Raw genomic sequence first — 24,467 nt, forward strand, 5'->3', positions numbered from 1 at the left:
CCACTTCCGGCGGATTATGCGTATTATCCACGGTTGATGAGATCAAAACGACCCAAAAGGTAACGGTACGGTGTTATGAGTGCTTTCGCGCCTGGTATGATTATTTTCGCGTATCTCTGCGGTTCGATTTCCAGTGCGATTCTGGTCTGCAAACTCGCTGGCCTGCCCGATCCCCGTACGCACGGCTCAGGTAATCCTGGCGCTACCAATGTGTTACGGCTAGGTGGCAAAGCGGCCGCAGCCTGCGTGCTGGTGTTTGATGTGCTGAAAGGGATGGTACCGGTCTGGCTGGCATATCTGCTGCATGTGACGCCGCTGTTTCTGGGCCTGACGGCGATCGCGGCCTGCCTCGGTCATATCTATCCGGTATTCTTCCAGTTCCGCGGTGGCAAAGGGGTGGCGACGGCTTTCGGGGCGATTGCGCCGATTGGCTGGGACTTAACCGGACTGGTGACCGGCACCTGGCTGCTCACCGTGCTGCTTAGCGGCTACTCATCACTCGGCGCGATTGTCAGCGCGCTGATTGCGCCGTTCTACGTCTGGTGGTTTAAACCCCAGTTCACCTTTCCGGTTTCAATGCTCTCCTGCCTGATCCTGTTACGCCATCACGACAATATCCAGCGTTTGTGGCGCGGTCAGGAAGGGAAGATCTGGAAGCGTAAGAAGAAATCGCAGGAATAAAAAAAGCCGGCGAAGCCGGCTTTTTTACCCTCAGATGGCGGGCAGTTCCGCCAGCGGCCAGCGCGGCCGTACGCTGACGCCTAATCCCCCGCGCGTTCCGCCTTTCAACCGTACCATGCCCGCATACGCGATCATCGCACCGTTATCGGTACAGAACTCAGGACGCGCGTAAAAGACTTCTCCGCCACGCTTCTGCATCATCACCGCCATCTGCTCGCGCAGCGTTCGGTTGGCGCTAACGCCGCCGGCAATCACCAGACGTCTGAAGCCGGTTTGATCCAGCGCGCGTTTGCATTTGATCGCCAGCGTGTCGACTACCGCATCTTCAAAGGCCCGGGCGATATCGGCGCGGGTCTGCGCGTCATCATCATTGGCGCGGATGGTGTTAGCGGCAAAGGTTTTCAGGCCCGAGAAGCTAAAGTCCAGCCCCGGACGGTCGGTCATCGGACGCGGGAAGGTAAAGCGCCCTGCCGTTCCCTGCTGCGCCATCTTCGACAGCATCGGGCCACCGGGATAATCCAGTCCGAGCAGCTTGGCGGTTTTATCGAACGCTTCACCGGCCGCATCATCAATCGATTCGCCCAGCAAGGTATATTCACCGATACCGGTGACGCTAATCAGCTGGGTATGGCCGCCCGACACCAGCAGCGCTACAAACGGAAACGCGGGCGGATTGTCTTCCAGCATCGGTGCCAGCAGGTGGCCTTCCATATGATGAACCGGCACCGCGGGCACTTTCCAGGCAAAGGCCAGCGCGCGGCCAATGGTGGCACCGACCAGCAGTGCGCCGACCAGTCCCGGACCGGCCGTATAAGCCACCGCATCGATTTGATTCGGCGCTAACCCAGCCTGTTTCAGCGCTGCCTGAATTAACGGCACGGTTTTACGCACGTGGTCGCGTGATGCCAGTTCCGGCACCACACCGCCATAGTCGGCGTGCAGTTTTACCTGGCTGTACAGCTGATTCGCCAGTAACCCGGTCTCATCATCATAAATTGCGATGCCGGTTTCATCGCATGACGTTTCAATACCCAGAATTCGCATTGCATCACCTCTTTCTCGCGGCGCGCAGTTTAGCACAGCAATTGTGCGGGCAGAGCGGGCAATCCTCGCAAAAAGTCATTTTCTGTCGGCTAAAGAGTACGCTATACTCCCGCCCCTGGAAAAACCGGCAGCCGCACAGGCAAACGCTCCTGTTGGTTTCAAATTATCCATGGTGCTTTACAAACCAACGCGAGTTGGAGTAAAATGCTGCACCATTTTGAAATGTGCTGGCGCCGCAGTCAGCAGCAAAAACCGAATTTTATCGAGGTGAGAGTTACATGCCGGTAATTAAAGTACGTGAAAACGAGCCATTTGACGTAGCATTGCGTCGCTTCAAGCGTTCCTGCGAGAAAGCAGGCGTTCTGGCTGAAGTTCGTCGTCGTGAGTTCTATGAAAAACCGACTACCGAACGTAAGCGCGCTAAAGCGTCTGCAGTTAAGCGTCACGCCAAGAAACTGGCTCGCGAAAACGCACGCCGCACTCGTCTGTACTAATTTCTTTTGGAGGTCCGCCTCCACCGCGTGTTAAACGCAGACAGAGTCAAGTAAAAGGCCGTGCTTTCCGAAAGGAAGCGCGGCTTGTTGCCGTTTATGAGCTGAAAATCTGGGGCGTATGGCTGGACGAATTCCACGCGTATTTATTAATGATTTACTTGCCCGCACGGATATCGTGGATCTGATCGATGCCCGCGTTAAGCTGAAAAAGCAGGGTAAGAATTTCCACGCGTGCTGTCCTTTCCATAATGAAAAAACGCCCTCTTTCACCGTAAACGGCGAAAAACAGTTCTATCACTGTTTCGGCTGTGGCGCACACGGCAACGCTATCGACTTTTTAATGAACTACGATCGTCTCGAGTTTGTTGAAAGTATCGAAGAGCTCGCTACCTCCCACGGTTTAGACGTGCCTTATGAAGCAGGCAGCGGGCCCAGCCAGATGGAACGCCATCAGCGCCAGAGCCTGTATCAGCTGATGGAGAACCTGAACGGTTTTTATCAGCAGGGCCTGCAGCAATCCAGTGCGCAGCCAGCACGCGACTATCTCGATCGTCGTGGTCTGAGCGCCGATATCATCAATCATTTCGCCATTGGTTACGCGCCTGCCGGCTGGGATAACGTTCTCAAACGGTTTGGTAAGCAGTCGGAAGACCGTGAGTCGTTAATGGAAGCTGGCATGCTGGTCAGCAATGATAAGGGTCGCACCTATGACCGGTTTCGCGACCGCGTCATGTTTCCGATTCGCGATAAGCGTGGCCGCGTCATTGGTTTTGGCGGACGGGTATTAGACAACGATACGCCTAAGTATCTGAACTCGCCGGAAACACCTATTTTTCATAAAGGTCGCCAGCTTTATGGCCTGTATGAAGCACTAAAAAACCATCCGGAACCCGCCCGTTTACTGGTGGTCGAGGGATACATGGATGTGGTGGCACTGGCGCAGTATGGCATTGATTACGCCGTCGCCTCGCTGGGCACCTCAACCACGGCTGAACATATTCAGCTACTGTTTCGCAGTACCGACAACGTGATTTGCTGTTACGACGGCGATCGCGCTGGCCGTGAAGCCGCCTGGCGTGCACTTGAGACCGCATTACCTTACATGAATGATGGTCGTCAGCTACGCTTTATGTTTTTACCGGATGGCGAAGACCCGGATACGCTGGTGCGCAAAGAAGGCAAAGCGGCTTTCGAAGCGAGGATGGAGCAGGCAATGCCGCTCTCTTCGTTTTTATTCGACAGTCTGCTGCCGCAGGTCGATCTGAGTTCACGCGACGGTAAAGCCCGCCTGAGTACGCTGGCTTTGCCGCTGATTTCGCAGATTCCTGGCGAAACCTTGCGTATTTATATGCGTCAGGAGCTGGGTAACAAGCTGGGTATTCTGGATGACAATCAGCTTGAAAAGCTGATGCCGAAGCTGGCCGCAAGCGGAACGGTGCCGGTTGCGCCACCGCTTAAGCGAACCACCATGCGGGTGCTGGTCGCGTTGCTGATTCAGAACCCGCAGCTGGCTTCTATGGTGCCGTTGCTGGATGGGCTTTCTGAGTCAAAAATGCCGGGATTACCGCTATTTATCGAATTAGTGGGCCGTTGTAATGAGAATCCTGGATTGACCACCGGACAGCTACTAGAGTTATATCGCGGGACAAATTTTAGTCAGACGCTTGAAACTCTGGCGATCTGGAACCACATGATAGTAGATGAGGAAGCCGAAGCGGTGTTTCAGGACTCGCTGGCCAGTATCTACGATTCTGCTCTGGAAGAGCGTCTGGAATTTTTGATTGCGCGCGAGCGCACCCAGGGATTGAGCGCCGATGAGCGCCGCGAACTCTGGACACTGAGCCAGGCTTTTGCCAGAAAATAACCATTTTTAATGATTTGCCCGTTCTGATGTATGAAAGGGCAAATTAAGCGTTTTATGGCCGGAATGGCGAGTAAGCCAGGCCATTAGCACAAATTTTAACGGCCGTCGGCGTCGCTGCCAGTCGGGTTACCGCCAGCGCACAGCCTCCGCAGCGTACTGAAGTACGTGAGGAAGGCGAGCACTGCCGGGGACCGGAATGGCGAGTAAGCCAGGCCATTAGCACCGAGTTTATACAAGCGGCTTAAGTGCCGAATACTGATGGGCAAAGCCCACGCCGCGACGAGGGCAGCGGCAAGAATTAAACGCCTTCACTGCTATTGTTGGCTCGCTGCCGACCGACACCAATCTAATTAACAGAAGTGTGGATACCGTCTTATGGAGCAAAACCCGCAGTCACAGCTTAAGCTTCTTGTCACCCGTGGTAAGGAGCAAGGCTATCTGACCTATGCTGAGGTCAATGACCATCTGCCGGAAGATATCGTCGACTCAGATCAGATCGAAGACATCATCCAGATGATTAACGACATGGGTATTCAGGTGGTTGAAGAAGCCCCGGATGCCGACGATCTGATGCTGAACGAAAACAGCTCCGATACTGACGAAGATGCCGCGGAAGCTGCAGCTCAGGTGTTATCCAGCGTTGAATCTGAAATTGGGCGTACTACCGACCCGGTCCGCATGTATATGCGTGAAATGGGTACCGTCGAACTGCTGACGCGCGAAGGCGAAATCGACATCGCGAAGCGTATTGAAGACGGTATCAATCAGGTTCAATGTTCCGTTGCTGAATACCCTGAGGCGATTACTTACCTGCTGGATCAGTACGACAAAGTTGAAGCAGGCGAATCACGCCTGTCCGATCTGATCACCGGTTTCGTCGATCCTAACGCGGAAGAAGATCTGGCCCCTACGGCAACGCACGTGGGCTCTGAGCTTTCTGAAGCCGATCGTGTTGACGATGAAGAAGAAGATGAAGAGAGCGACGATGACAGCTCCGATGACGATAACTCTATCGACCCGGAACTGGCGCGCGAGAAGTTTTCTGACCTGCGTAAGCAGTATGAAACCACCCGCAATGTGATTAAGAGCAAAGGCCGCAGCCACGCTGATGCCGTTGCCGAAATCCAGAACCTCTCTGACGTCTTCAAACAGTTCCGCCTGGTACCGAAGCAGTTCGATTACCTGGTGAACAACATGCGCGAAATGATGGAACGTGTCCGTACTCAGGAACGTTTGATCATGAAGCTGTGTATCGAACTGTGCAAAATGCCGAAGAAAAACTTCATTACCCTGTTCACCGGCAACGAAACCAACGAAAGCTGGTTCAAAGCGGCGCTGGCCATGAACAAGCCATGGTCTGAGAAGCTGCTGGAAGTGCAGGATGACGTGATGCGTTCCCTGCAGAAACTGGCGCAGATCGAAGAAGAGACCGGCCTGACCATTGAACAGGTAAAAGATATCAACCGTCGCATGTCGATCGGTGAAGCGAAAGCGCGTCGCGCGAAGAAAGAGATGGTGGAAGCAAACCTGCGTCTGGTTATTTCGATTGCCAAGAAATACACCAACCGTGGTCTGCAGTTCCTCGACCTGATTCAGGAAGGTAATATCGGCCTGATGAAAGCGGTTGATAAGTTTGAATATCGCCGTGGTTACAAATTCTCGACCTATGCGACCTGGTGGATCCGTCAGGCAATCACCCGCTCTATCGCTGACCAGGCACGTACCATCCGTATTCCGGTGCATATGATTGAGACCATCAACAAGCTCAACCGTATTTCGCGCCAGATGCTGCAGGAAATGGGCCGTGAACCGACGCCGGAAGAACTGGCTGAGCGTATGCTGATGCCAGAAGATAAGATTCGCAAAGTGCTGAAAATCGCTAAAGAGCCGATCTCAATGGAGACGCCGATTGGTGATGATGAAGATTCGCATCTGGGCGATTTTATCGAAGACACCACGCTGGAGCTGCCGCTGGACTCTGCTACCTCAGAAAGTCTGCGTTCTGCGACCCACGACGTGCTGGCTGGCCTGACCGCACGTGAAGCGAAAGTGCTGCGCATGCGTTTCGGCATCGACATGAACACTGACCATACGCTGGAAGAAGTGGGCAAACAGTTCGACGTGACGCGTGAGCGTATTCGTCAGATTGAAGCCAAAGCACTGCGTAAACTGCGCCATCCGAGCCGTTCGGAAGTGCTGCGCAGCTTCCTCGACGATTAAGTCAGACAAAAACCCCGGCACGCCGGGGTTTTTTATGCCTGTCGTTTAGCAATAACCGCCCTGCCCTGCTGTTACCGTCGGTTTTAACCCGCCTGCAATGCGTTATGGAGCTGTCGATAGGCTTCAACCATCTCATCCAGTGAAGCGCGATTCAGTCCACTGGGATTCGGCAGTACCCACACCGCCGTTTTACCGATCGCTATCGGCTGTTTACCCCATTCCACTTTGCTCTGCTGAAAGGCGCGCCGGAAGGCATCTTTACCCAGAATCGCCAAGGCTGCGGGCTGGTAATGCAGCACCTTTTCAATCAGGCGCTTGCCGCCATCGCGTAATTCATCCGGTGCTAACTCATTCGCCTGCACGGTTGGACGCTCAACCAGCATGGTGATGCCACATCCCGTCTCGGTTAACCGCTGCTCCTCTTCCGGTTTAAGCAGCTGTTGAGTAAAACCGGCCAGATGGATCACTTTCCAGAAGCGATTGCCGGGATGGGCAAAGTGATAGCCCTGATGTGCAGTTGACTGACCCGGATTAATGCCACAGAACAGGACGTTCAGATTGGCGCTGATGATGTCGCGGATACTGTGCTCAATCATGCTGCCACCAGTCCGGCGCGCTGCTTCAGGGCGTCACGGCTGCGCTGTAACAGCTGACCGGCATGCTTCGCATCCGGGCAGGCACGCGCCAGCGCCAGCGCCCCGACCATCTCGGCCTGCATACTGGATGCCAGCGCATCCGCATCTTCACGCTCCAGCTCGCGCAGCAGTTGCGCCAGGCCGTCATGCAGCGCATCGATACCCTGCGTAAAAATAGAGCGGGTCTGTTCAGGCAGATGCGCGACTTCGCTCACCAGCGCAGCGATTGGGCATCCTTCCGCTGGGGTATTGCGATGCGTCTCGGAAAGGTAGGTATCAATAAATCCGGCTAACCGTTGGCCTGGCTGGGTCACCTGATCCGCTGGCGCAAAACTGCCCGCCTCGGCAAACATATGCTTAAGCACCTCCTGTACCAGTTCCTCGCGTGAGGCAAAATGCGCATAAAAGCCGCCGTGCGTCAGGCCAACCCGCCTCATCAGAGCCGCCACACCAATGCCCTCGGTGCCGGTCTCACGCATAACTCGCGCAGCCTCACTCAGGATACGCTGCCGCGTATGCGCTTTGCTGGTCTGCTTCTCCATATCCTCTCCTGCGGTTTCAGATGCGTTGCTTCTGGCTATTATAGTAATTATTACGCTCATCATATTCCAGCTTGACGGCGCATATGATGGTCGTCATATTGGTGTGAATTATGACGACCATCATACGAGGAGTAAATTATGTCAACATCAGGTACGGCGTTAATAACCGGTGCGTCCAGCGGCATCGGCGCAACTTATGCAAAACGACTGGCTGCACGCGGTTACGATCTGATTCTGGTGGCACGCGACGAATCGCGTCTGAACCAGCTGGCGGCGTTACTGAGTGAGCAGCACGCTATTCAGGTTAAGGTGTTGGCTGCTGATTTAACCAGTGAACAGGATGTGCAGCGGGTAGAGTCTGAACTGGTCACTAATGCCAGCATTACACTGCTGCTGAACAACGCGGGTATGAGCGTGGAGGGAGAGTTCCTTGAGGCGGACATCAACCGCATCAATACCATGCTGACGTTAAATATCGTGACGCCCACCCGGCTGGCGCAGGCCGCTGCCCGGGTCTTCAAAGCGCGTGGCAACGGCATCATTATTAATATTGCCTCGGTGCTGGCACTGGTGCATGAGATGTTCAACGGTGCCTACAATGCCACTAAATCTTACGTACTGACGCTAACGCGTGCGATGCAGCGTGAGCTTGCTGACAGCGGTGTGCAGGTGCAGGCAGTGCTGCCTGGCGCAACCCGTACCGAGATTTTTGACCGTGCCGGCCAGCCGATCAACACCATCCCTGCCGAAATGCTGATGGAAGTCGATGAAATGGTCGATGCGGCGCTGGCGGGCCTCGACAACAAGGAAGCGGTAACGATTCCACCGCTGGAAGATCTGCAGATGTGGCAGGATTACGATCGCGTACGCGGCACTATGGTGCCTCACCTGTCGCGTAATAAATCCGCTACGCGCTACCACCAGAGCTGATTCCGCTACCCGTCAGGGCGTTTTTGATGAGGGTACGGCGGCATCCTGCCGTACCAGTTTGAGACCCTGTTACGGTTTATCAGGATATTTGTTATAGAAATCAGCAATTAAAAGCTTGCTGCTTATTTCAGCAACCGGTGGCTGAGTGCTGGATCGCTCAGAAGAGATACTTTATAATCCCCGCTCCGCTGGCCCCTTAGCTCAGTGGTTAGAGCAGGCGACTCATAATCGCTTGGTCGCTGGTTCAAACCCAGCAGGGGCCACCAAATTAAGCACTAAAAATCATATAGTTAAGCCGCTCATTGAAGCGGTTTTTTTGTTTCTGGATTTCCGAGTGGCGGTAAAGTGGCGGCACTGTTTAAGCTGGCATAAAGCAAAGCGCCAGTCTGAGGTCAGATTTGGGTTTGCAAAATAAATCCTGAATGTCACCCAGCTATTTATTTTACTGCTGAAATAATTCGCTAAGTAAGAATTCTACCAGGATAGGTTGCAATAACGGATGAAGTGAATGTCTTCACGATCGATAGCAAACATTATGATGACCCCTTCAAACGCTTGGCTTGTAGTTTTTCAAGCACCAGCTTTAGCAGATTGCGGGTGTGGAATTGCGCCTGATCGTAAACGCAGCTTCAGCCTCAAGGGGCAGGCTTTCTGCTCCTGCAATCAAGATATCGGCTTTCCGCTGCACATCTCAAAATAGCGCTGGCAATATCAAATGAACCAACTTGAGTGTGTTGATTTCAACCGTCAGGCGGTGTCAATACGGTCAATGACATTGACCGTTTCAGGCGGGGAAATGACCGCAGGAAAAAGCTTGCTGATGGAAAATCACCCCTGGGGTATGCTTAGCCGGCAATAACAAACGATGACTGCCCTTCTGCAGAAGGGTTTATCCAATCAAAAGCAGACAAGAGAATTTGTCATCGCTGTTGATTATATCAATCGCAGTATCCATGCGATCATTTATCTTTTTATCGTGCATCATATAGGCTGAAAAGCTCGCGAGGGTTTTCATCACAGCCTTCTGGTCGATATCATCCTGCATCGATTTTACGCTAAGTACGGTTTTCATATAGAAAAAATCCAGAACAATACGATACAATTGGTGCATGATGGTTGCCATATTGTTGGCGGGAAAATAAGTGCTATAGAGTTTATACAGCAGGTAGTTTCGTAATACCCAGGGCTCTGACAGACATGATTCCCTGCATAACATTTGCCACTGTTGATTGATCCTATCGAATTTAGCATCAAGTTCAGTGGGGTCAGTCTGGTTTGTATACCCCAGGTATTCTATAACGGTTTGATGTTCATTAATAATGAAACTGTCTCGTACGGTTTTTTTAGCGAAGAAATTGCCCATTGCGGATAGCGCCAGATAGCGTATTGCGTTTGTACGGGTCGGATTGCCTGGCCCCAGCAAGGATATACCGCCTTGTAACTCAGCCAGCAATGCTTCATAGACGTTTTCAACATCGGTTAAATGACTCTGCAAATCAAAGTTGATGCTTTGCAGATATAAAATAAATTGTGTCAGCGCCATTAAATTTTCTTCAATTTTAACAGCAGGCGACTTTATTAAATTCCAGGCAAAAAGATGGACCACCTTTTCGGCCTGCGTGACCGATGGGCGTTGTTCAACAAGGTGAGTTTCATACTTTGTCAGTTGTCGTTCCTGCTGCTGTAACACCATCGCATCCGGATCAAAAAGCACAAGCCGAACGACCTCCGGGCATGAGAGCGACATAATATGGCGAGTCTGGTCATCAAAACAGTTTCTAAGCCGTGGGTAGGAACTGCAGGTATACGATAGCGCACTCTCGCCTAAATCCTGGTGTACCATACAAAGCTTATTTTCATTGAGGAACGGACACTCCCCCTTTTCATTCATCTTAATAATTGAATAATCATCTTCCCCTTTATTTCTAAGAATAAGGTTATCCTTAGCTATCTTTGAAATCCCGGAATGAGCAGATGTGATATATTTTTTATGGTTTTTTTCATCAATGATTACGGCCCAACCCCTACAGCACAATATTAAGCACTCTGGCCCTACACACTGAAACCTGTTGAAGAAAGCGGGTATGATGATTTTATGAATTTGCATAGCGAATTTGTCATTATATAAAAAACAGAAAATACCATGACATCAGTGATTTCCTAAAGCGACATAACCCCACATTATATTTAGCAATTACCAGAATAAAATCATAATTAAATTTCACGTAAATCGTTTTAACATCGGCTAAAAGAATTGCAGAGCACACAAAAATCTCTTCAGCGCAGGTTAAAATTCAGCCTAGATCATCCGTTCTTTCAACGGCTTAAACAAAAAGGTCTTTTGTTTTATGCCGCCAGATCTGGCTTTCCAGCCTGTTTAAATCGGCTGCTTCCAGCAAACTATTTCCAGATGAGTTTTCGTGTCGACGTTCAATATGCTCGATGTTATGAGTTTTTCCGTACTGTTCTTGCCATGCATAACAGGCGTCACAGCGGCCGCCGACATCCTTCCCGGCCGGCGGGTGGAGAACTCACCTGCTGGCCGGGGAATGAATATTAACTCACGAACAATCCGGCTGAGTTTTGCAACCCAACATCCGATAAACTGACTAATCAGCATCACCATCCCCAACCCGACGACCGGGTTAATTAATTCCAGTAATCTCCCGGTTTTAAACGTGTCCTTCATAGAGATGCCAAACGATTCCTGAAACAGCAAAAAGCCGCCGTCATACATCAAGGTAATCGTGTTACTGCCACAGGCGACAGCAAGCAACATTAAGGCGGGATTGAGATCGAAGGCGCCAATCATCGGCGCGACAATGCCGGCAGAGGTGATTGCGGCAACTGCGCTTTGCCCGGTAAGAATGCGGATAACGGCAGTGATTTACCCGGCGATAGTAAAGGGCGAGAACGGAACGTGGCTCATTAACTGAACAATGCTGTCACCAACATCAGAACCTGGTCGCTGGTTCAACCCCAGCAGGGGCCACCAAATTAAGCTGTTAAATCAGAAGATTAAAGCCACCTTTTTGGGTGACTTTTTTGTTTTCTGAGATCGCTGCCCCTTTATTTATTGCCCCCTCATTTTTCCCTTTTCAGCAATCATCCAGTATCAATCACCAACTCTGCACGGGAAAAACATTCCCCGCTTCAGGCTGGTTCCACGTTGCCTCAGGCACTTTTTTCATTTACATTGCCGCGCAAATACCCAGGGATAAAAAGGTTATGGATAAACAATCAGGATCAGAACATTTACGCGAATGTTTACAACGCGAAGTGATGATGAGTGATAAGCGTTTTTCGTGGTTCAGCGTGCTGCATAAAGCAATAAAATGTCCCGACCGACGTTACTACTTCTGGTGGCGTATCGCCTGTTACTGGCATCATTCAGACAGTAATTTCCTGCGAAAGCGGGCAAAAAAGATCAACAGAAACCTTATTTTCAAATATGGAACGGATATACAACTGGGGGCACGCATTGGACCGGGCATGGTGATTTCACATCATCATGGAATTGTGGTGAATGGTTCCGTTGTCATCGGTCACTCTTTGCGGATAAGGCAGAATACCACCATCGGCATTACCGGCACCAACGTGAAAAAACAGCCGATAGCGATCTTAATTGGCGATAATGTTAGCATCGGCGCAGGTTGCTGTATAATTGCAGATCAGATTCAAATTGGTAATAATGTTGTGATTGGTGCGATGTCTTTTGTGAATAAGGACATTCCCTGTAATGTCACTGTTTATAATAATAAGACTTTACATGTCGTATCCAATAATTGATATACAATCTCAACCTGGATATGCAAAAGCGGATTTCATTTTCAGCTCAACAACCTCCGCCTGGGCTGCATTGAATCATGCGCGGTAGGTTTTGCTTTACTCTTAAGGGCAATAATTCGTGACAGGTATCAGCCACCTGCTGCCCGAGCTACCGCCTGTTTCCATCAGGGTATGCCGCATGGTATCGACGCTTCCCCCGGTAATGACGTGTTCCATGTCCGCAGCACTAAATTAGCCACGCGCATTGATTCTTTACTTTTTTTACACCAGCCTGTTTACCGTCAATACTAAATTGTAAAAATACAACCCATGTAATAGAAATGGAAAAATAGTGTTATATTTTTCAGTCAACAACGCTACTATAGAAACAACGAATGCCTTTTGATAATAGTTTTATTATTTGTCGCGGCACCGCTCAGACAATTCCTCATGATAATATCCCCCCTCTGATTTAAACTTTTATTTAGCAAATATCACCTTATGCTATATCTCAGAGTAATTAATCAGAACCTGCACCTTTCATTAATAATTACAGCAATTTAAACAGGGTGATATTTAACACCTGTTTGTAACCATAAATGACTCGAGATAATATTATGCGTAAATTACTGATCAACTCAGCTCTATTAATGGCCGTCACTACCGCCAGTTTCTCTGGACTGGCGGCAGAATCAGCCACTTTGTCTGTCACCGGCACCATCAATCCGGCTGCGTGTGATGTGTCGTTAAGCTCATCCTCAATCGCGCTGGGTTTTATTACGGCGTCGTCGCTGAAGCAGGCCATGAATACAAAAACAGGCAATGATATCACTCTCAACGTTGACTGTGACGCAGCCGCGGCAATCGCTGTGCAGACGACGGATAACCGAGCCTCCACTGCGATGACGGTCGCAGAGATAAGCGATGAATTGCAGACCAGCCTGCCCGAAATGACAGACGCTAATATCTTTGGTCTGGGCGCAGATACGGCTAATAACAAAATTGGCGTGCTGTTGCTGGGAATTACCGCCGCGACCAAAGACGGCGTAGCCAATTCTAATCTGCTTAGCAGTACCGATAAATCCAGCTGGACCGCAAAAAGCGCTTCACCTTCTTCTATTGTGAGCCTGGCTAAAAATGGTTATTTCGCGCTGGCTGCAGATTCCAGCAGCACTATTCCGGTTGCCGCGACAAAGGAAACTTACAATATCTATTCGGGAATTATGCTGAAAAAGTCGGATAAATATCCGTCAGGTGAAGCGGTAGAACTGGATGGTAACGTCACGTTCTCTGTGGTTTATCTTTAATTGTTAACAGGTGCAGCGAAGATATTTGATTCTACGCTGCACAGCACTGCTGGAATAAATGCCTTGCGTAAATTTTTACCTGTAACCCTGCTGTTTTGGTGTGCCACTTCCACCGTTTTTGCCGCCGGAATGAAGCCAGAAACACCGGTTTTATTTATTGATGACCAAACTCGCGAAGCGACTATCAACGTACTGAATACCGATACCGGCACAGCGCTGCTGCACAGTAGCCTGCAGACACTGCCGGAGGACAACGAAAACCAGCTGATTATTACTCCGCAACTGTCCCGTGTGGATGCAGGCAAAAAACAGCAGATCCGGGTGGTTCTGAAAGATGGCATTAAACTGGATACACAGAGAATGCAGCGTATTAATTTTGTCTCAATCCCGCAGGATGATGGTCAGAAAAATCGCGCACGCCTGCTGGTCGGGCAAAATATCCCTGTCATTATTTCCCCTGCAAATTTGCCGTTAAATACCACGCCATGGACCGGTCTGACCTTCCGCCGCTCAGGTGCGTCGCTTAGGGTGGAAAACCCGACGCCTTATATCGTCAGGCTGACCAAAGAGGTGGATTTAATGCCGGGGAAACAGCGTATTGAACTGCCAAAAACCTACATATTACCCGGCGAAAAATTTACTTTGCTGTTGCCGCAGTCGGGCAGTGATCAGGTAAAGGCGGTACGCCTGCATCCGGTCACCCGATTCGGCATTTTAACCACGCCGTTCGACGCTCAGCTGTAATTCAGTTTGCCGTTATCAATGAAAAATATTCTGTTGCCGATCCTGTTTACCTTATCTGCCACGGCGCTGGCAGAAAGCAAATACGATCAGGAGATGCTGCGTTCGCTGGGCTACGATGCTGGCGTAGCGGAGTTACTTGAGGCCGGCGCGCATTTTCTGCCCGGTCAACACCCGGTCAACATCGTGCTCAACGGCCAGGGTAAAGGGGTCCATATCGTGACGTTCGATCAGGCCGGTATTCCCTGCTGGTCGAAAAGTTTGCTGCAAACGCTTGGGATCGACGCACAGCATTTTATCCCGGCTTCGATTGCGGCCTGCATGGTTCCCGGCACAGACAGCGACATCATCATTGAGCAACAGGTTGACCGCAGCAGCCTGGTGCTAACCGTTCCGCTCGATGAGCGTTTGAGCGACCCGCAATATGCAGGCGGTGGCAAGGCACTGATGGTTAACTATGATGGCAGAAGCTATCAGTATCAGACCCACTCCGGCGGGCACAGCCGTTCGCAGACGTTAACCTCAGAGCTCGGGGCTAATTTCAACCACTGGATAATACGTAGCGGCCAGAGCTACGCCCGTTCTGGCAGCAACAGTCAGCTTACGCGCCTGTACAGCTATGGTCAGCGCTCCGTTCCCGGCTGGAATTCCGTCATACAGCTTGGAGAGATTAGCTCCAGCGATCCGCTATTTGCCGGCATTAATCTGGTCGGGGCGCAAATAACACCCGAACAAGGTTTGCAGCAGGGTGGCGGCAATCAGGTTTCACTCGATATATTGATGCCGCAGGGCGGTACGGTTGAAATCTGGCAGGCTGGAGTATTATTAAAAAATTTCCCGGTCTCGGAGGGAATGAACCGGCTGACAGGCATTACGGCACTCAGTCAGCAGGATGATTTCGTGGTGATCAGCCACGATGCCTCCGGCAATCAACAACAACGCATCATTCCTTATCTTCAGGCCCAACCGAATAGAGCTTTAGTGAAAACCGCGACCTCACTGGCTATCGGACAGCAACGCCTGAGCCCGCAAAAATCATCTCTGTTAATGGGCTCAACCGGCCTGTACAGCAGCGATCGGATTGCCCTTGTGGCGGGTGGGTTTGTCAGCCAAAACTATCAGGCAGCCTCGTGGCTTACCACGCTGCGACTCACTCAACGGCTGATGGCGACGCTGTCTCAGACCGGCTCAGTAACCCACCAGGCTGACGGTGAAGCGAAAAAACCGGGGCTGAGTCATCAAATCAGTGTCAGCAGCGCCATGACCTCATCCCTGTCGCTGAACGCCTCGGCTAATTTCCGCAGTCGTGATTATATCCATCCAGGCAGTGCCGGGTCCGCAGCGCAACCTCATGTTCAAAGCGGGCAGATCAAATCGCAATATGCAGCGGGATTGAGTTTTAATCAGCCGTGGCTTGGCGTCTTTTCCTTTGCCGGCAGCCAGTCGAAAAGCTGGCAAGGTTCCGATAGCCTGGGCTATATGTTGGGCTGGGGCCGATCGTTTGGCCCGGTGAACGTTAATCTGGGCATACAAAACAACCGCCTCACCGACGATCAACGTCACTATGATAATCGCTATGTTTATCTGACTTTCTCCGTCCCTCTGGACCGTAACCGCAGCGTGCGTAGCTGGGTTAACCGCACCGGCAAGAACAGCCGTGCCGGAGTTGGCTACGACAGTACGGTGAACGATAAATTTGCCTGGAGTGTCTCGGGCGAAAAAAGTGAGCGCCAGGATCCTTCGATGTCAGGTTCTGCGACCTGGACCAGCAAATACAGCCAGATCAGTGGCGGTGCTTCGCACAGCGATAACAATGCCAGCTATAACCTCGGAGCGCGTGGCGGCGCGGTATTACACAGTGAAGGAGTGACCTTCACCCCGCGTAAAGTCGGTGATACCTTTGGCATTATTTCATTGAACAGCCCTCAGCCTGACGTGGCGATTCGTACCCCAGGCGGCGTGGTCTGGAGCGATCGCAGCGGCCATGCCATCACCTCCTGGACCGCGTGGCAAAAAAATACGGTACAAATAGATAACCAAAGCCTGCCGAAAAATGTCCAGGTCGTCAGCGGCATTGCGGATGTTTCCCCGTTCCGGGGTGCGGTGGTGCCGGTGATGCTGCCCGCCTTCACGGTCCGCCGGGCGCTGGTAACCTTCCCGCCGAATCAGGGCCCGCTGCCCGGCAGCGCCATCAAAAACGATAAAGACGTGCTGCTCGCCTTTGTAAATGACGATGGGACGCTATTTTTTGACGATCTGCCCAGCGAGCCGCTGTTTGGTCAGCGACAGGACGGCAGCCGTTGCGCGTTAGATATCATTACGCCCTGGTCTGAACAACCCGGCTCTCTTTATGCTTCCCTGTCAGCGAGATGCCTCACGTGAAACATCATTTTTTATCCTCATTGTTGCTCGGTCTTGGCTGCACCATTGTCGCTTTCACTTCCCGTGCCGAATGTCAGATTATGCTAAGCGACCCTCAGATTAATTATGCCGAAACCACCCGCGGCGAACTGCTATCACGCCCCGGAAATTCTCTTGCCGCCAATGAGTTGCAGATCGGTGCCGATCGCGAGCTGAATATCACGGTCAACTGCGCCAGCCAGACTGCAATCGCCCTGCGCTTTGCTGGCCCGGTAACCACAGGGCGTCAGTATCTGTTTGGTGAACGTGGTCGGGTAAGCCTGGTGCTGCATGATGTCAGGATTGACGATCGCCCGGCACTGATTGCAAGCTCCGCCAGCCCTGCGGCCAGCCAGCCTTTCACCGCCGGTGAGGTGTTGCACTTCTGGCAGCAGGGACAGCCGGCCAGCGGCACCACCTTGCGCGGTAAAGTCACCCTTTCAGCCTGGTTGCCAAATGAGGCGACGCGGGTGAAGGACCGCCAGAGCTGGCAGCTAAACGGCAGCTTCCTGGTCGAAAGCGCAGAATAACACCGCCCCACAATCTGCTGCCCCACCCTGTTTTGATCGGAGAGCTGCGTGCTATCTTGTGGTTTTGATTTTTCAGCAGGCAGAAATTGATGACAAAGTTGCGGGTAGGGATCGTGTTTGGCGGCAAATCGGCTGAGCATGAAGTGTCGTTGCAGTCGGCCAAAAATATTCTTGATGCGATCGACAAAACCAGGTTTGAGGTGGTGTTGCTGGGCATTGATAAGCAGGGGCACTGGCGTCTTAATGATGCTTCTGACTTCTTACTGAATGCTGAAAATCCGGCCCTGATTGCCCTGAATCGCGCGGCTGAAGATGTGGCGCTGGTGCCCGGCAACCAGCAGCAACCGCTGATAACCCGTCGTGATGCGCATCCGTTGTCGCAGATCGATGTGATTTTCCCGATAGTACACGGCACGCTGGGCGAGGATGGTTCTCTGCAGGGTTTACTGCGCATCGCCTCGCTGCCGTTTGTCGGTTCTGACGTGCTGGGTTCTGCGGTCAGCATGGATAAAGACTTTACCAAGCGCCTGTTACGCGATGCCGGCCTTAAGGTCGCGCCGTGGCTGAGCGTCACCCAGGCTCAGCGCGCCACGCTGGACGCTGAAGCGGTAATTGCCCGCCTTGGCCTGCCGCTGTTTATCAAACCGGCCAATCAGGGCTCTTCCGTTGGCGTCAGCAAAGTCGACAGCGCGGACGCCTTTGAGGCGGCGCTGGAACTGGCCTTTACCTTTGACCGTAAAGTGCTGATTGAAACCGGGATAAAAGGCCGCGAGATCGAGTGTGCGGTGCTGGGAAATGATGCCCCGCAGGCCAGCCCGTGCGGCGAGATCGTGGTGCACGATGCGTTCTACTCTTATGACACCAAATATATCTCTGAAAGCGGCGCGCAGACGGTGGTGCCTGCGGCGATTCCTGCGGCGGTCAGCGAGGCGATTCGTGAGGTTGCCATCAGGGCGTTCAGTGCGCTGGAGTGTTTCGGTATGGCGCGGGTCGATGTGTTCCTGACCGATGAGGGCGAGATTATCGTCAATGAAGTCAATACTCTGCCCGGCTTCACCAATATCAGCATGTATCCCAAACTGTGGCAGGCTGCCGGGCTCAGCTATCAGGATCTGATCACCCGCCTGATCGAGCTGGCAATGGAACGTCACCAGCAGGCCAGCAGCCTGAAAAGCAGCGTCAGCTAATCGCTCTCAGCGACGTGGTTTCAGGCCACGTCGCTGGTAATGGCGCGATTATTAACCGGCGAGGTCTGATTACGGCCATTGCGTTTCGACAGATAGAGGTTTTTATCGGCTGCTGAAATCAACCGGTTAATCACCCGCGGCCACTCGCCGGCGTCACCCGCGATGCCGTGCGCCAGCCCTAAACTGACCGTCACCGTGACCGTACTGCCCTGCAGCCAGAATTTCTCTTTCGCCATCGTCTGACGAATCGATTCGGCGAGAAAATAGAGCGCTTGCGGATCCTGATCGAACAGCACCACCACAAACTCTTCCCCGCCAAACCGGCAGATGCGCCCTTTTTTGCCCACCACCCGCTGCATGCGACGGGCGATCTCTTCCAGCACGCTGTCGCCGGCATCATGACCAAAATTATCATTAATGGTTTTGAAATAGTCGACATCCAGCAGGATCACACCGGTTATACGCGACGGGCTGAACGGTTCAGTTCGAAGACTCTCATACAGACCGGAGCGCGACAGCAGCTGGGTCAGGAAATCGTAATTGGCCCGCAGCGCAAGTCGCTGATTGAGCTGACGGATCGCATCCATGCTCGCGGCCACAATCAGCGGGCTGATGGCAATTGTCGCTACGCCCAGCCGCGCCGAGGTCAGATGGCTGATCGGCAGCAGATTATCATTGCCCTGAATGTTCATCACGCCATGAGAAACCAGAATAATTTCCGTAATGCCGGTCAGCAAAATCACCAGGCTGGTGAGGGTCATCGGCAATACGATAGCGCACCAGACCAGCGCTGGCACCGGGAACGTCAGGCTGCCCGCGCCGCCCATCATCGCACCGATCACCAGCGAAAAGACCACCGCGATCACCGGCGAAAGCTTGCGGAGCTGCAACAGCTGACGCGGCGACAGGGTTCGCCAGTCGCGCGTCAGTAAAAACGGCAACAGCATCAGCCCGGTTGAGAACTGTTCACTGAACCAGTCGCCCCAGGCCGTCGCCAGCGCCGCATCAAAATTGGCCTGCTGCGCCAGTGCGCCCCACGACGCACAGACCAGCGCCGCCAGCAGGCAGGCCGGGAAGATGCGTAACACGCTGGTGATGCGTTCGCTGCCGGAGTCATGCTGAAGATGTTTTATCAGCAACGATACGGCGACCAGAATAAACAGCAGATTAGCAATGTTGAGCGTCAGGGCCGCCAGCGTCCAGCCGGAAAAAACCGCGTCGTTAAACACCATGGCGGTGAAGCAGGCGAAATAATAGCGAGCCTGATGCAGGAAAGGGTTGCGGACAATCACTCCGGCGACAATCGCATTGACCGGCCAGAACAGCGACAGCTCCTGTGGAATGCGCAGATGCCCACCGATAAAGCAGAACAGCAAGGTAATCAAAAACAGCGAGAGTGCATTTTTTATAACGTTGTGCTCTTCAAACAGCTTAACGTGCATACATCCGGACCTTGTCGCAGAGAGACGGGCTGTCCACGCCAACCTGAACGGGGCGTGGCGTCAGAATGATTTAATCCTGGGCGCCACCAAAGTCATCCTGCGATAAAACCACTATTCATGGGCTAACTTTGAAATCAGCGGGCAAATTTACCCCCTCACAGGTAAAACACGTCAGGCGGCAGCGGGAATGGGGCCAATTATGCCCGGTAAACAAAAAAATCGGATATCCGAGATATCCGATTTTTGCTGCTCTGACGATTTTACCGTTGCGCTTAACGCTATTTTACCGCAACCGGCCACTGACTGAGACGAATTCCGCGTTTATCTGCATTATCGCCAAAATCCTTCAGCACCGCTTTGACGTCCGGATCGATATATTCGGCGTTATCGTTATCAACAATCACCACGCTATTTTCCGGGATCTCGTCCAGCAGTCCCTGCAGCTTCGGGTTATGCATAAAGGTCAGGTTCTGCTGAAAGCGCAGCACATAGTGGTCGTCGTAACGGGTAAGCTGCAGCGCGTTGCGATGACTTTTGTAGATGCTGTAGAGGATCTGCGTCGCAATACCGATACCAATACCGACCAGCATCCCCAGGGTAATAATACCGACGATGGTGGCGAGGAACGGCACGTATTGCTGAGCGCCCATGCGGAACTGTTCGACAAACAGCCGCGGCGTTGCCAGCTTGTAGCCGGTATAGAGCAGCACTGCCGCCAGGCTGGCCAGTGGAATGGCGTTCAGCATCTCGCTAAACCACATCCCGCAAATCAGCAGCAGTACACCGTGAATGAAAATTGACAGTTTGGTTTGTGCGCCTGCACTGACGTTCACCGAACTGCGGACGATCACCGCGGTAATCGGCATTGCGCCAAGAAAACCGGCGGTCAGGTTACCGATCCCCTGGGCAAACATCTCTTTATTCGGCGAAGGCGCTGGCGTCTGTGGACGAAGCTTTTTCAGCGCCTCCTGGCTCAGCAAAGTCTCCAGGCTGGCCACCAGCGCTAAGGTCAGCGCCACCACCCACACCTGCGGGTTCTGCCACGCCATCCAGTCTGGCGTCTCCAGTTCCGCCACCAGCGCAGAGACGCTATCAAACGCCGGCAGTGAGATGCGCGCCAGGCCGCCCGCCATCTCAGGATAGAGCCGTCCACCCACTACCGTGGCCAGACAGCCAATCAGTACGGCAATCAGCGGTCCCGGGATCCACGCCAGTGCCTTGATGCGTTTCACCGGTGCGGTGGTCCACAAACACAGGATGGCTAAGCCGATGCCCGCTACCAGCATCGCCGGCAGTGAGAAGGTCATCTCGCCGGTGACCAGCGACACCAGTTCGGCATCCCCTGCCGCCCCCAGCGCCACCGGAATCTGCTGCATGATCAGTAACAGGCCAATCGCTGCCAGCATGCCCTTAATCACGCTGCCCGGCACCAGCGAGATAAATCGCCCGGCGCGCAGCAGGCCAAACAGGCACTGCAAGGCACCGGCGATAATCAGCGCGGTGAGAAAAGCAGAGAAGCTGCCGAGCGACGCCATGGAAGCCACCACAATCGTGACCAGTCCGGCCGCCGGGCCGCTGACAGCAAACCGTGACGGACTCAGCGAGGTGACGACCAGGCCGCCAATCACACCGGTCAGCAGACCGGCAAACGGCGGTAATCCGCTGGCTTGCGCAATGCCAAGACAGAGCGGCAATGCGACCAGGAAAACCACCAGACCCGCAGGAATGTCGCGGCGAAGGGTATCGAGATTCATGGTGAAGGTTCCTCTGCAGATTGCTGAATCAACTCTTTGAGATGGCCGGTGCGCAGGTCATAAACACAACCAAACACCTCCAGTGGCTGGCCCGATTGCCAGATTTGCCGGACCGGTGCGGTTTTCACCAGTCGGGCGAATTGTGCCTTCACGTTGGCCTCAACCAGGCGGTCGAGCAGCTCGCTCTGGCTCTCTGCTGCTGCGGGCGTTTCCGCCAGGCCGGCTTCAATCGCCTGACGCAGCGCGGTGATGCGGCGCGCCAGCGCCGAGTCCTGATGTTCCAGCACGCTGCCGGGCAGATTCAGGGCGGCTTCTACGCCGCCGCAGCCGTAGTGACCGCTTAATACGATCCGTTTCACACCGAGAAAAAACAGTGCGTATTGCAATACGCTCAGCAAATTGTCGTCATCCTCAACCACCATATTGGCGATATTGCGATGCACAAAAAGTTCGCCAGGATGGGAGCCGGTTAACACCTCTGCCGGTACGCGACTGTCCGAGCAGCCAATCCATAATGAGTGAGGCTTTTGTTGATGCAGGAATTTTTCAAAATAATTCGGATTACGCTGGCGGCGCTGTAATGCCCAACTGCGATTTTTCGCTAATAAGGGTTTAAGTGTCGTCACAATCATCTTCTCTCTACTACCGGGAGGTCGCATCCCGGCCAACCACGAAGTGTATCGGCTCATAAATAAAGCCGGAGCCGTCAGGGAAATAAGAAGCCAGTCACAGAAAAACGTTATAGACGCTAATCAATGTCAATGCACGACCAATATTCTGGCGTGCCGTCAGGCGTGACTTTTTGTCAGCACCAGGTCAATTATGGTCAGCGATAAGTAAATTTAATTAAGCGCGGCGGGATCGGATGAAAGCGTTAAATCAATATTTAATTGCATAAAATCAGTTAATTAAAATAAAATTATTTAGTAACTAAAGTTACCCATGACAAATAAATACAATTACTTTCAGCAGGGATAAACGCTGCCATACCAGGCGGACCGTTATTTACCAGGAATACTCTTAATTATAAATATTAACCATTAGCATAATTCACCGCCTTTAAGCCTGACAGGCAGTGGAACGTGCCGGATTTAATAGAGGAATGGAGCAAGAGATGATTTATTTAATTTGCAGCAAAATAGTGACAGATGAAAGTAAATCAGGACCGGTTGTTAACAGAGCCTGAACCGGTCAGGCTCTTTTTCTTGACGAATTATTTACCGTTCCAGCTTTGCAGTCGCGATTCCCGCACCGACAGCTGCTGTTCCGGCGTCAGTTTATTGTAATTTTCCGCCATTCCGCTCTCCCAGTCGCCGTACAGCGGATTAGGCAGCACGATAAACTGCGTGCCGAACTGCTGATGGTTCAGGTTCACAAAATCACGACGCTGCTGATTGCCCTGATGCCAGGTCGCACCGCCGAAGTCGTTCAGGTTATCGCCGACGTACAGCACTACGTTGTAGCCTTCATTTTTGATGGCATCGAAACGTGCCTGTTTGTTTGAGCTGTCGGTTTTCAGACGGACCGTTTTGTCGCTGACGTTGGGAAAGCCCAGCTGCTGCATATTGGCGACCGTTGCGGCATAGTCCTGCCGATCGCGATTCGACACATAGAATAGCGTGCCGCCGTGCCGGGTGACATAGCGCGCAAATTCCAGCGCGCCCGGCACCGCTTTGGCCTGACGCGCCTGGGTCCAGGCTGACCAGCTTTTACTGCTGAACGGCTGGCCGTTCTTCGCCTGCCAGGCGCTGTATGCGCTGTTATCCAGCATGGTTTCATCCAGATCAACAATCACCGCTTTGGGTTTGCCGGTCAGTGATGGCGCCTGGTCAAACGCAAGGCGCGCGCTGTTAAAGGCCTGCCAGGTCAGGGCCTGATATTCGCCTGACTGCTGGAACCAGTTCACCGCCAGTACCGATTGCTGACCGAGTTGCTGCTGCGCCGTCTGGTGCGACGAGGTTGCGCAGCCGGTTAGCAGCAGCGCGACCAGTCCGGACGCGGCGAGTTTTGCTGAGGTTTTCATCATGTCATCCTTAAGGTGAGAAAGGTCGGGGTGGGAAAGCTTCAAAAATGTAGCAGTTAACGTAAGCTGTGGGGAGCTCAACGCACGCCGTTATGACAGGAGATTCTTATGGCCGTGACCCCGCGCTCAACCTTACTCGACTCGCTCGACTGGCTGGATTACGCCTTTCAGGCCGCTGGCGACCCTCCGCCTGCCGATGCGGCTTATGGTCATCAGCGTCATAGCGCCACCGTGGTGACCGATGTTGAAAATACGCCACCAAAAAGCTGCGAGTCAGATGGCATCATCAGCACCGGCCGCCGCCCGGTGGCGGTCTACACCGCCGATTGCTTACCGGTGCTGTTCGCTGATTCTGAGCGTAAAACCGTGGCGGCGGTGCATGCCGGCCTGAAGGGCACGCTGGCGGGCGTGCTGACCCGCGCGGTCGAAAAGCTGCAGCAACAGGGCAGCGATCCACGAAACCTGACGGTGGCGATCGGTCCGGCAATGGGTCCCTGCTGTTACGAGCTGGGTGAACCGCAGCTGGCTGAGATGCAGCAGCGCCCGTCCCTTGCTGGCTGGCTTCGCTGGCAGCGCCATCAGCCGATCAATCCGCGGGCACAGCGTCCGCAGGCGATCGCCCGGCAGCAGGGTGTCTGGTTTGATCTGCCGGCGCTGGCGACGCAGATGCTGATACAGACTGGCGTGCCGCCGCAGCAGATCGAAAACGTCAACGTCTGTACCTACTGTATGGCGGAGAGCGGATCGAGCTATCGACACAATACCCACTTCGGCAGCGGCTATCATTCCCGCTACTCGTGGATCCGACGTCGTTAATCGCCCGGCTGGCACCGGCAAGGCTGCCCTGCCCGGCCCGTCGCCGGGTCAGATGTTTTTGATTTCACTCACACCCTGACACTGTTTCA

The 24,467-nt window shown here is 53.0% G+C and carries 20 protein-coding genes, 1 tRNA gene and 1 pseudogene; 13 read left to right on the top strand and 9 right to left on the bottom strand.

Annotation, left to right across the window (positions count from 1 at the left end):
• Positions 1-75: 75 nt before the first annotated feature.
• On the top strand, positions 76-681 hold the full coding sequence (gene plsY, locus AC6I8D_RS16820; RefSeq protein ID WP_046289254.1) for a glycerol-3-phosphate 1-O-acyltransferase PlsY: 606 nt from the start codon (positions 76-78) through the stop codon (positions 679-681).
• A 30-nt stretch (positions 682-711) separates the two neighbouring features.
• Here the strand turns inward: plsY and tsaD are convergent, their stop codons facing one another.
• Positions 712-1,725: a tRNA (adenosine(37)-N6)-threonylcarbamoyltransferase complex transferase subunit TsaD gene (gene tsaD / locus AC6I8D_RS16825; RefSeq protein WP_312053136.1), complete on the bottom strand. Its 1,014-nt coding sequence runs from the start codon at positions 1,723-1,725 to the stop codon at positions 712-714.
• A 278-nt stretch (positions 1,726-2,003) separates the two neighbouring features.
• Between tsaD and rpsU the strand changes: the two genes are divergently transcribed.
• The 3 genes from rpsU to rpoD all read left to right on the top strand — a co-directional run bounded on the left by rpsU (position 2,004) and on the right by rpoD (position 6,303).
• Positions 2,004-2,219, top strand: coding sequence for a 30S ribosomal protein S21 (gene rpsU / locus AC6I8D_RS16830; RefSeq protein ID WP_001144069.1), 216 nt, complete (start codon positions 2,004-2,006; stop codon positions 2,217-2,219).
• Positions 2,220-2,337: 118 nt separating this feature from the next.
• Complete coding sequence (gene dnaG, locus AC6I8D_RS16835) at positions 2,338-4,083, top strand: DNA primase (protein ID WP_497820505.1); 1,746 nt, start codon at positions 2,338-2,340, stop codon at positions 4,081-4,083.
• 375 nt (positions 4,084-4,458) lie between these two features.
• Positions 4,459-6,303 (top strand): RNA polymerase sigma factor RpoD, encoded by a 1,845-nt coding sequence (rpoD, locus tag AC6I8D_RS16840; protein ID WP_031376492.1) that lies wholly within the window; start codon positions 4,459-4,461, stop codon positions 6,301-6,303.
• 83 nt (positions 6,304-6,386) lie between these two features.
• On the opposite strand, the gene mug is transcribed toward rpoD, so the two are convergent.
• Positions 6,387-6,899, bottom strand: a complete 513-nt coding sequence (gene mug, locus AC6I8D_RS16845; protein ID WP_031376491.1) for a G/U mismatch-specific DNA glycosylase — start codon at positions 6,897-6,899, stop codon at positions 6,387-6,389.
• Entirely contained in the window at positions 6,896-7,480 is a 585-nt protein-coding gene (locus AC6I8D_RS16850; RefSeq protein ID WP_497820506.1) for a TetR/AcrR family transcriptional regulator, read from the bottom strand. Before AC6I8D_RS16850 ends, mug begins: the two co-directional genes overlap by 4 nt.
• A 138-nt stretch (positions 7,481-7,618) precedes the next feature.
• Between AC6I8D_RS16850 and AC6I8D_RS16855 the strand changes: the two genes are divergently transcribed.
• Positions 7,619-8,410, top strand: a complete 792-nt coding sequence (locus AC6I8D_RS16855; protein WP_497820507.1) for an SDR family NAD(P)-dependent oxidoreductase — start codon at positions 7,619-7,621, stop codon at positions 8,408-8,410.
• A gap of 190 nt (positions 8,411-8,600) precedes the next feature.
• Positions 8,601-8,676, top strand: a tRNA-Ile gene (locus AC6I8D_RS16860).
• A gap of 623 nt (positions 8,677-9,299) precedes the next feature.
• On the opposite strand, the gene fliB is transcribed toward AC6I8D_RS16860, so the two are convergent.
• Together fliB and AC6I8D_RS16870 are read right to left on the bottom strand one after the other, a co-directional pair.
• Positions 9,300-10,517: a flagellin lysine-N-methylase gene (gene fliB / locus AC6I8D_RS16865; protein ID WP_497820508.1), complete on the bottom strand. Its 1,218-nt coding sequence runs from the start codon at positions 10,515-10,517 to the stop codon at positions 9,300-9,302.
• Positions 10,518-11,009: 492 nt separating this feature from the next.
• Positions 11,010-11,369 (bottom strand): annotated as a pseudogene (locus AC6I8D_RS16870) (GntT/GntP/DsdX family permease); the annotation flags it as partial.
• A gap of 86 nt (positions 11,370-11,455) precedes the next feature.
• Between AC6I8D_RS16870 and AC6I8D_RS16875 the strand changes: the two are divergent.
• The 6 genes from AC6I8D_RS16875 to ddlA all read left to right on the top strand — a co-directional run bounded on the left by AC6I8D_RS16875 (position 11,456) and on the right by ddlA (position 18,343).
• Positions 11,456-12,199, top strand: a complete 744-nt coding sequence (locus AC6I8D_RS16875; RefSeq protein ID WP_497820509.1) for a serine acetyltransferase — start codon at positions 11,456-11,458, stop codon at positions 12,197-12,199.
• A 596-nt stretch (positions 12,200-12,795) separates the two neighbouring features.
• Positions 12,796-13,485 (top strand): DUF1120 domain-containing protein, encoded by a 690-nt coding sequence (locus tag AC6I8D_RS16880; RefSeq protein ID WP_312053147.1) that lies wholly within the window; start codon positions 12,796-12,798, stop codon positions 13,483-13,485.
• Positions 13,486-13,548: 63 nt separating this feature from the next.
• A complete protein-coding gene (locus AC6I8D_RS16885; RefSeq protein WP_312053148.1) occupies positions 13,549-14,229 on the top strand; it encodes a fimbria/pilus chaperone family protein in 681 nt (226 codons plus the stop codon).
• An 18-nt stretch (positions 14,230-14,247) separates the two neighbouring features.
• Positions 14,248-16,608 carry a fimbria/pilus outer membrane usher protein gene (locus tag AC6I8D_RS16890; RefSeq protein WP_497820510.1) on the top strand — a complete coding sequence of 787 codons (2,361 nt, stop codon included), beginning with the start codon at positions 14,248-14,250 and terminating at the stop codon, positions 16,606-16,608.
• A gap of 80 nt (positions 16,609-16,688) precedes the next feature.
• Positions 16,689-17,156 carry a DUF1120 domain-containing protein gene (locus AC6I8D_RS16895; RefSeq protein WP_312053152.1) on the top strand — a complete coding sequence of 156 codons (468 nt, stop codon included), beginning with the start codon at positions 16,689-16,691 and terminating at the stop codon, positions 17,154-17,156.
• Between the two features lie 89 nt (positions 17,157-17,245).
• Positions 17,246-18,343, top strand: coding sequence for a D-alanine--D-alanine ligase (ddlA, locus tag AC6I8D_RS16900; protein ID WP_312053154.1), 1,098 nt, complete (start codon positions 17,246-17,248; stop codon positions 18,341-18,343).
• Between the two features lie 20 nt (positions 18,344-18,363).
• On the opposite strand, the gene AC6I8D_RS16905 is transcribed toward ddlA, so the two are convergent.
• The 4 genes from AC6I8D_RS16905 to AC6I8D_RS16920 all read right to left on the bottom strand — a co-directional run bounded on the left by AC6I8D_RS16905 (position 18,364) and on the right by AC6I8D_RS16920 (position 23,562).
• The gene (locus tag AC6I8D_RS16905; RefSeq protein ID WP_497820511.1) at positions 18,364-19,785 is read right to left on the bottom strand and encodes a GGDEF domain-containing protein; all 1,422 of its coding nucleotides are present in this window, start codon (positions 19,783-19,785) and stop codon (positions 18,364-18,366) included.
• Between the two features lie 278 nt (positions 19,786-20,063).
• Positions 20,064-21,539 carry a SulP family inorganic anion transporter gene (locus AC6I8D_RS16910; RefSeq protein ID WP_312053156.1) on the bottom strand — a complete coding sequence of 492 codons (1,476 nt, stop codon included), beginning with the start codon at positions 21,537-21,539 and terminating at the stop codon, positions 20,064-20,066.
• On the bottom strand, positions 21,536-22,171 hold the full coding sequence (locus AC6I8D_RS16915) for a carbonic anhydrase (RefSeq protein WP_497820512.1): 636 nt from the start codon (positions 22,169-22,171) through the stop codon (positions 21,536-21,538). Before AC6I8D_RS16915 ends, AC6I8D_RS16910 begins: the two co-directional genes overlap by 4 nt.
• A gap of 581 nt (positions 22,172-22,752) precedes the next feature.
• On the bottom strand, positions 22,753-23,562 hold the full coding sequence (locus AC6I8D_RS16920; RefSeq protein ID WP_497820694.1) for a 5'-nucleotidase, lipoprotein e(P4) family: 810 nt from the start codon (positions 23,560-23,562) through the stop codon (positions 22,753-22,755).
• 108 nt (positions 23,563-23,670) lie between these two features.
• Here AC6I8D_RS16920 and AC6I8D_RS16925 point away from each other — a divergent pair, with 108 nt between their 5' ends.
• On the top strand, positions 23,671-24,378 hold the full coding sequence (locus tag AC6I8D_RS16925; protein WP_312053158.1) for a purine nucleoside phosphorylase YfiH/LACC1 family protein: 708 nt from the start codon (positions 23,671-23,673) through the stop codon (positions 24,376-24,378).
• Positions 24,379-24,467 lie beyond the last annotated feature (89 nt).

The organism is Pantoea sp. X-Soil-MYKO-1785, assembly GCF_059730675.1.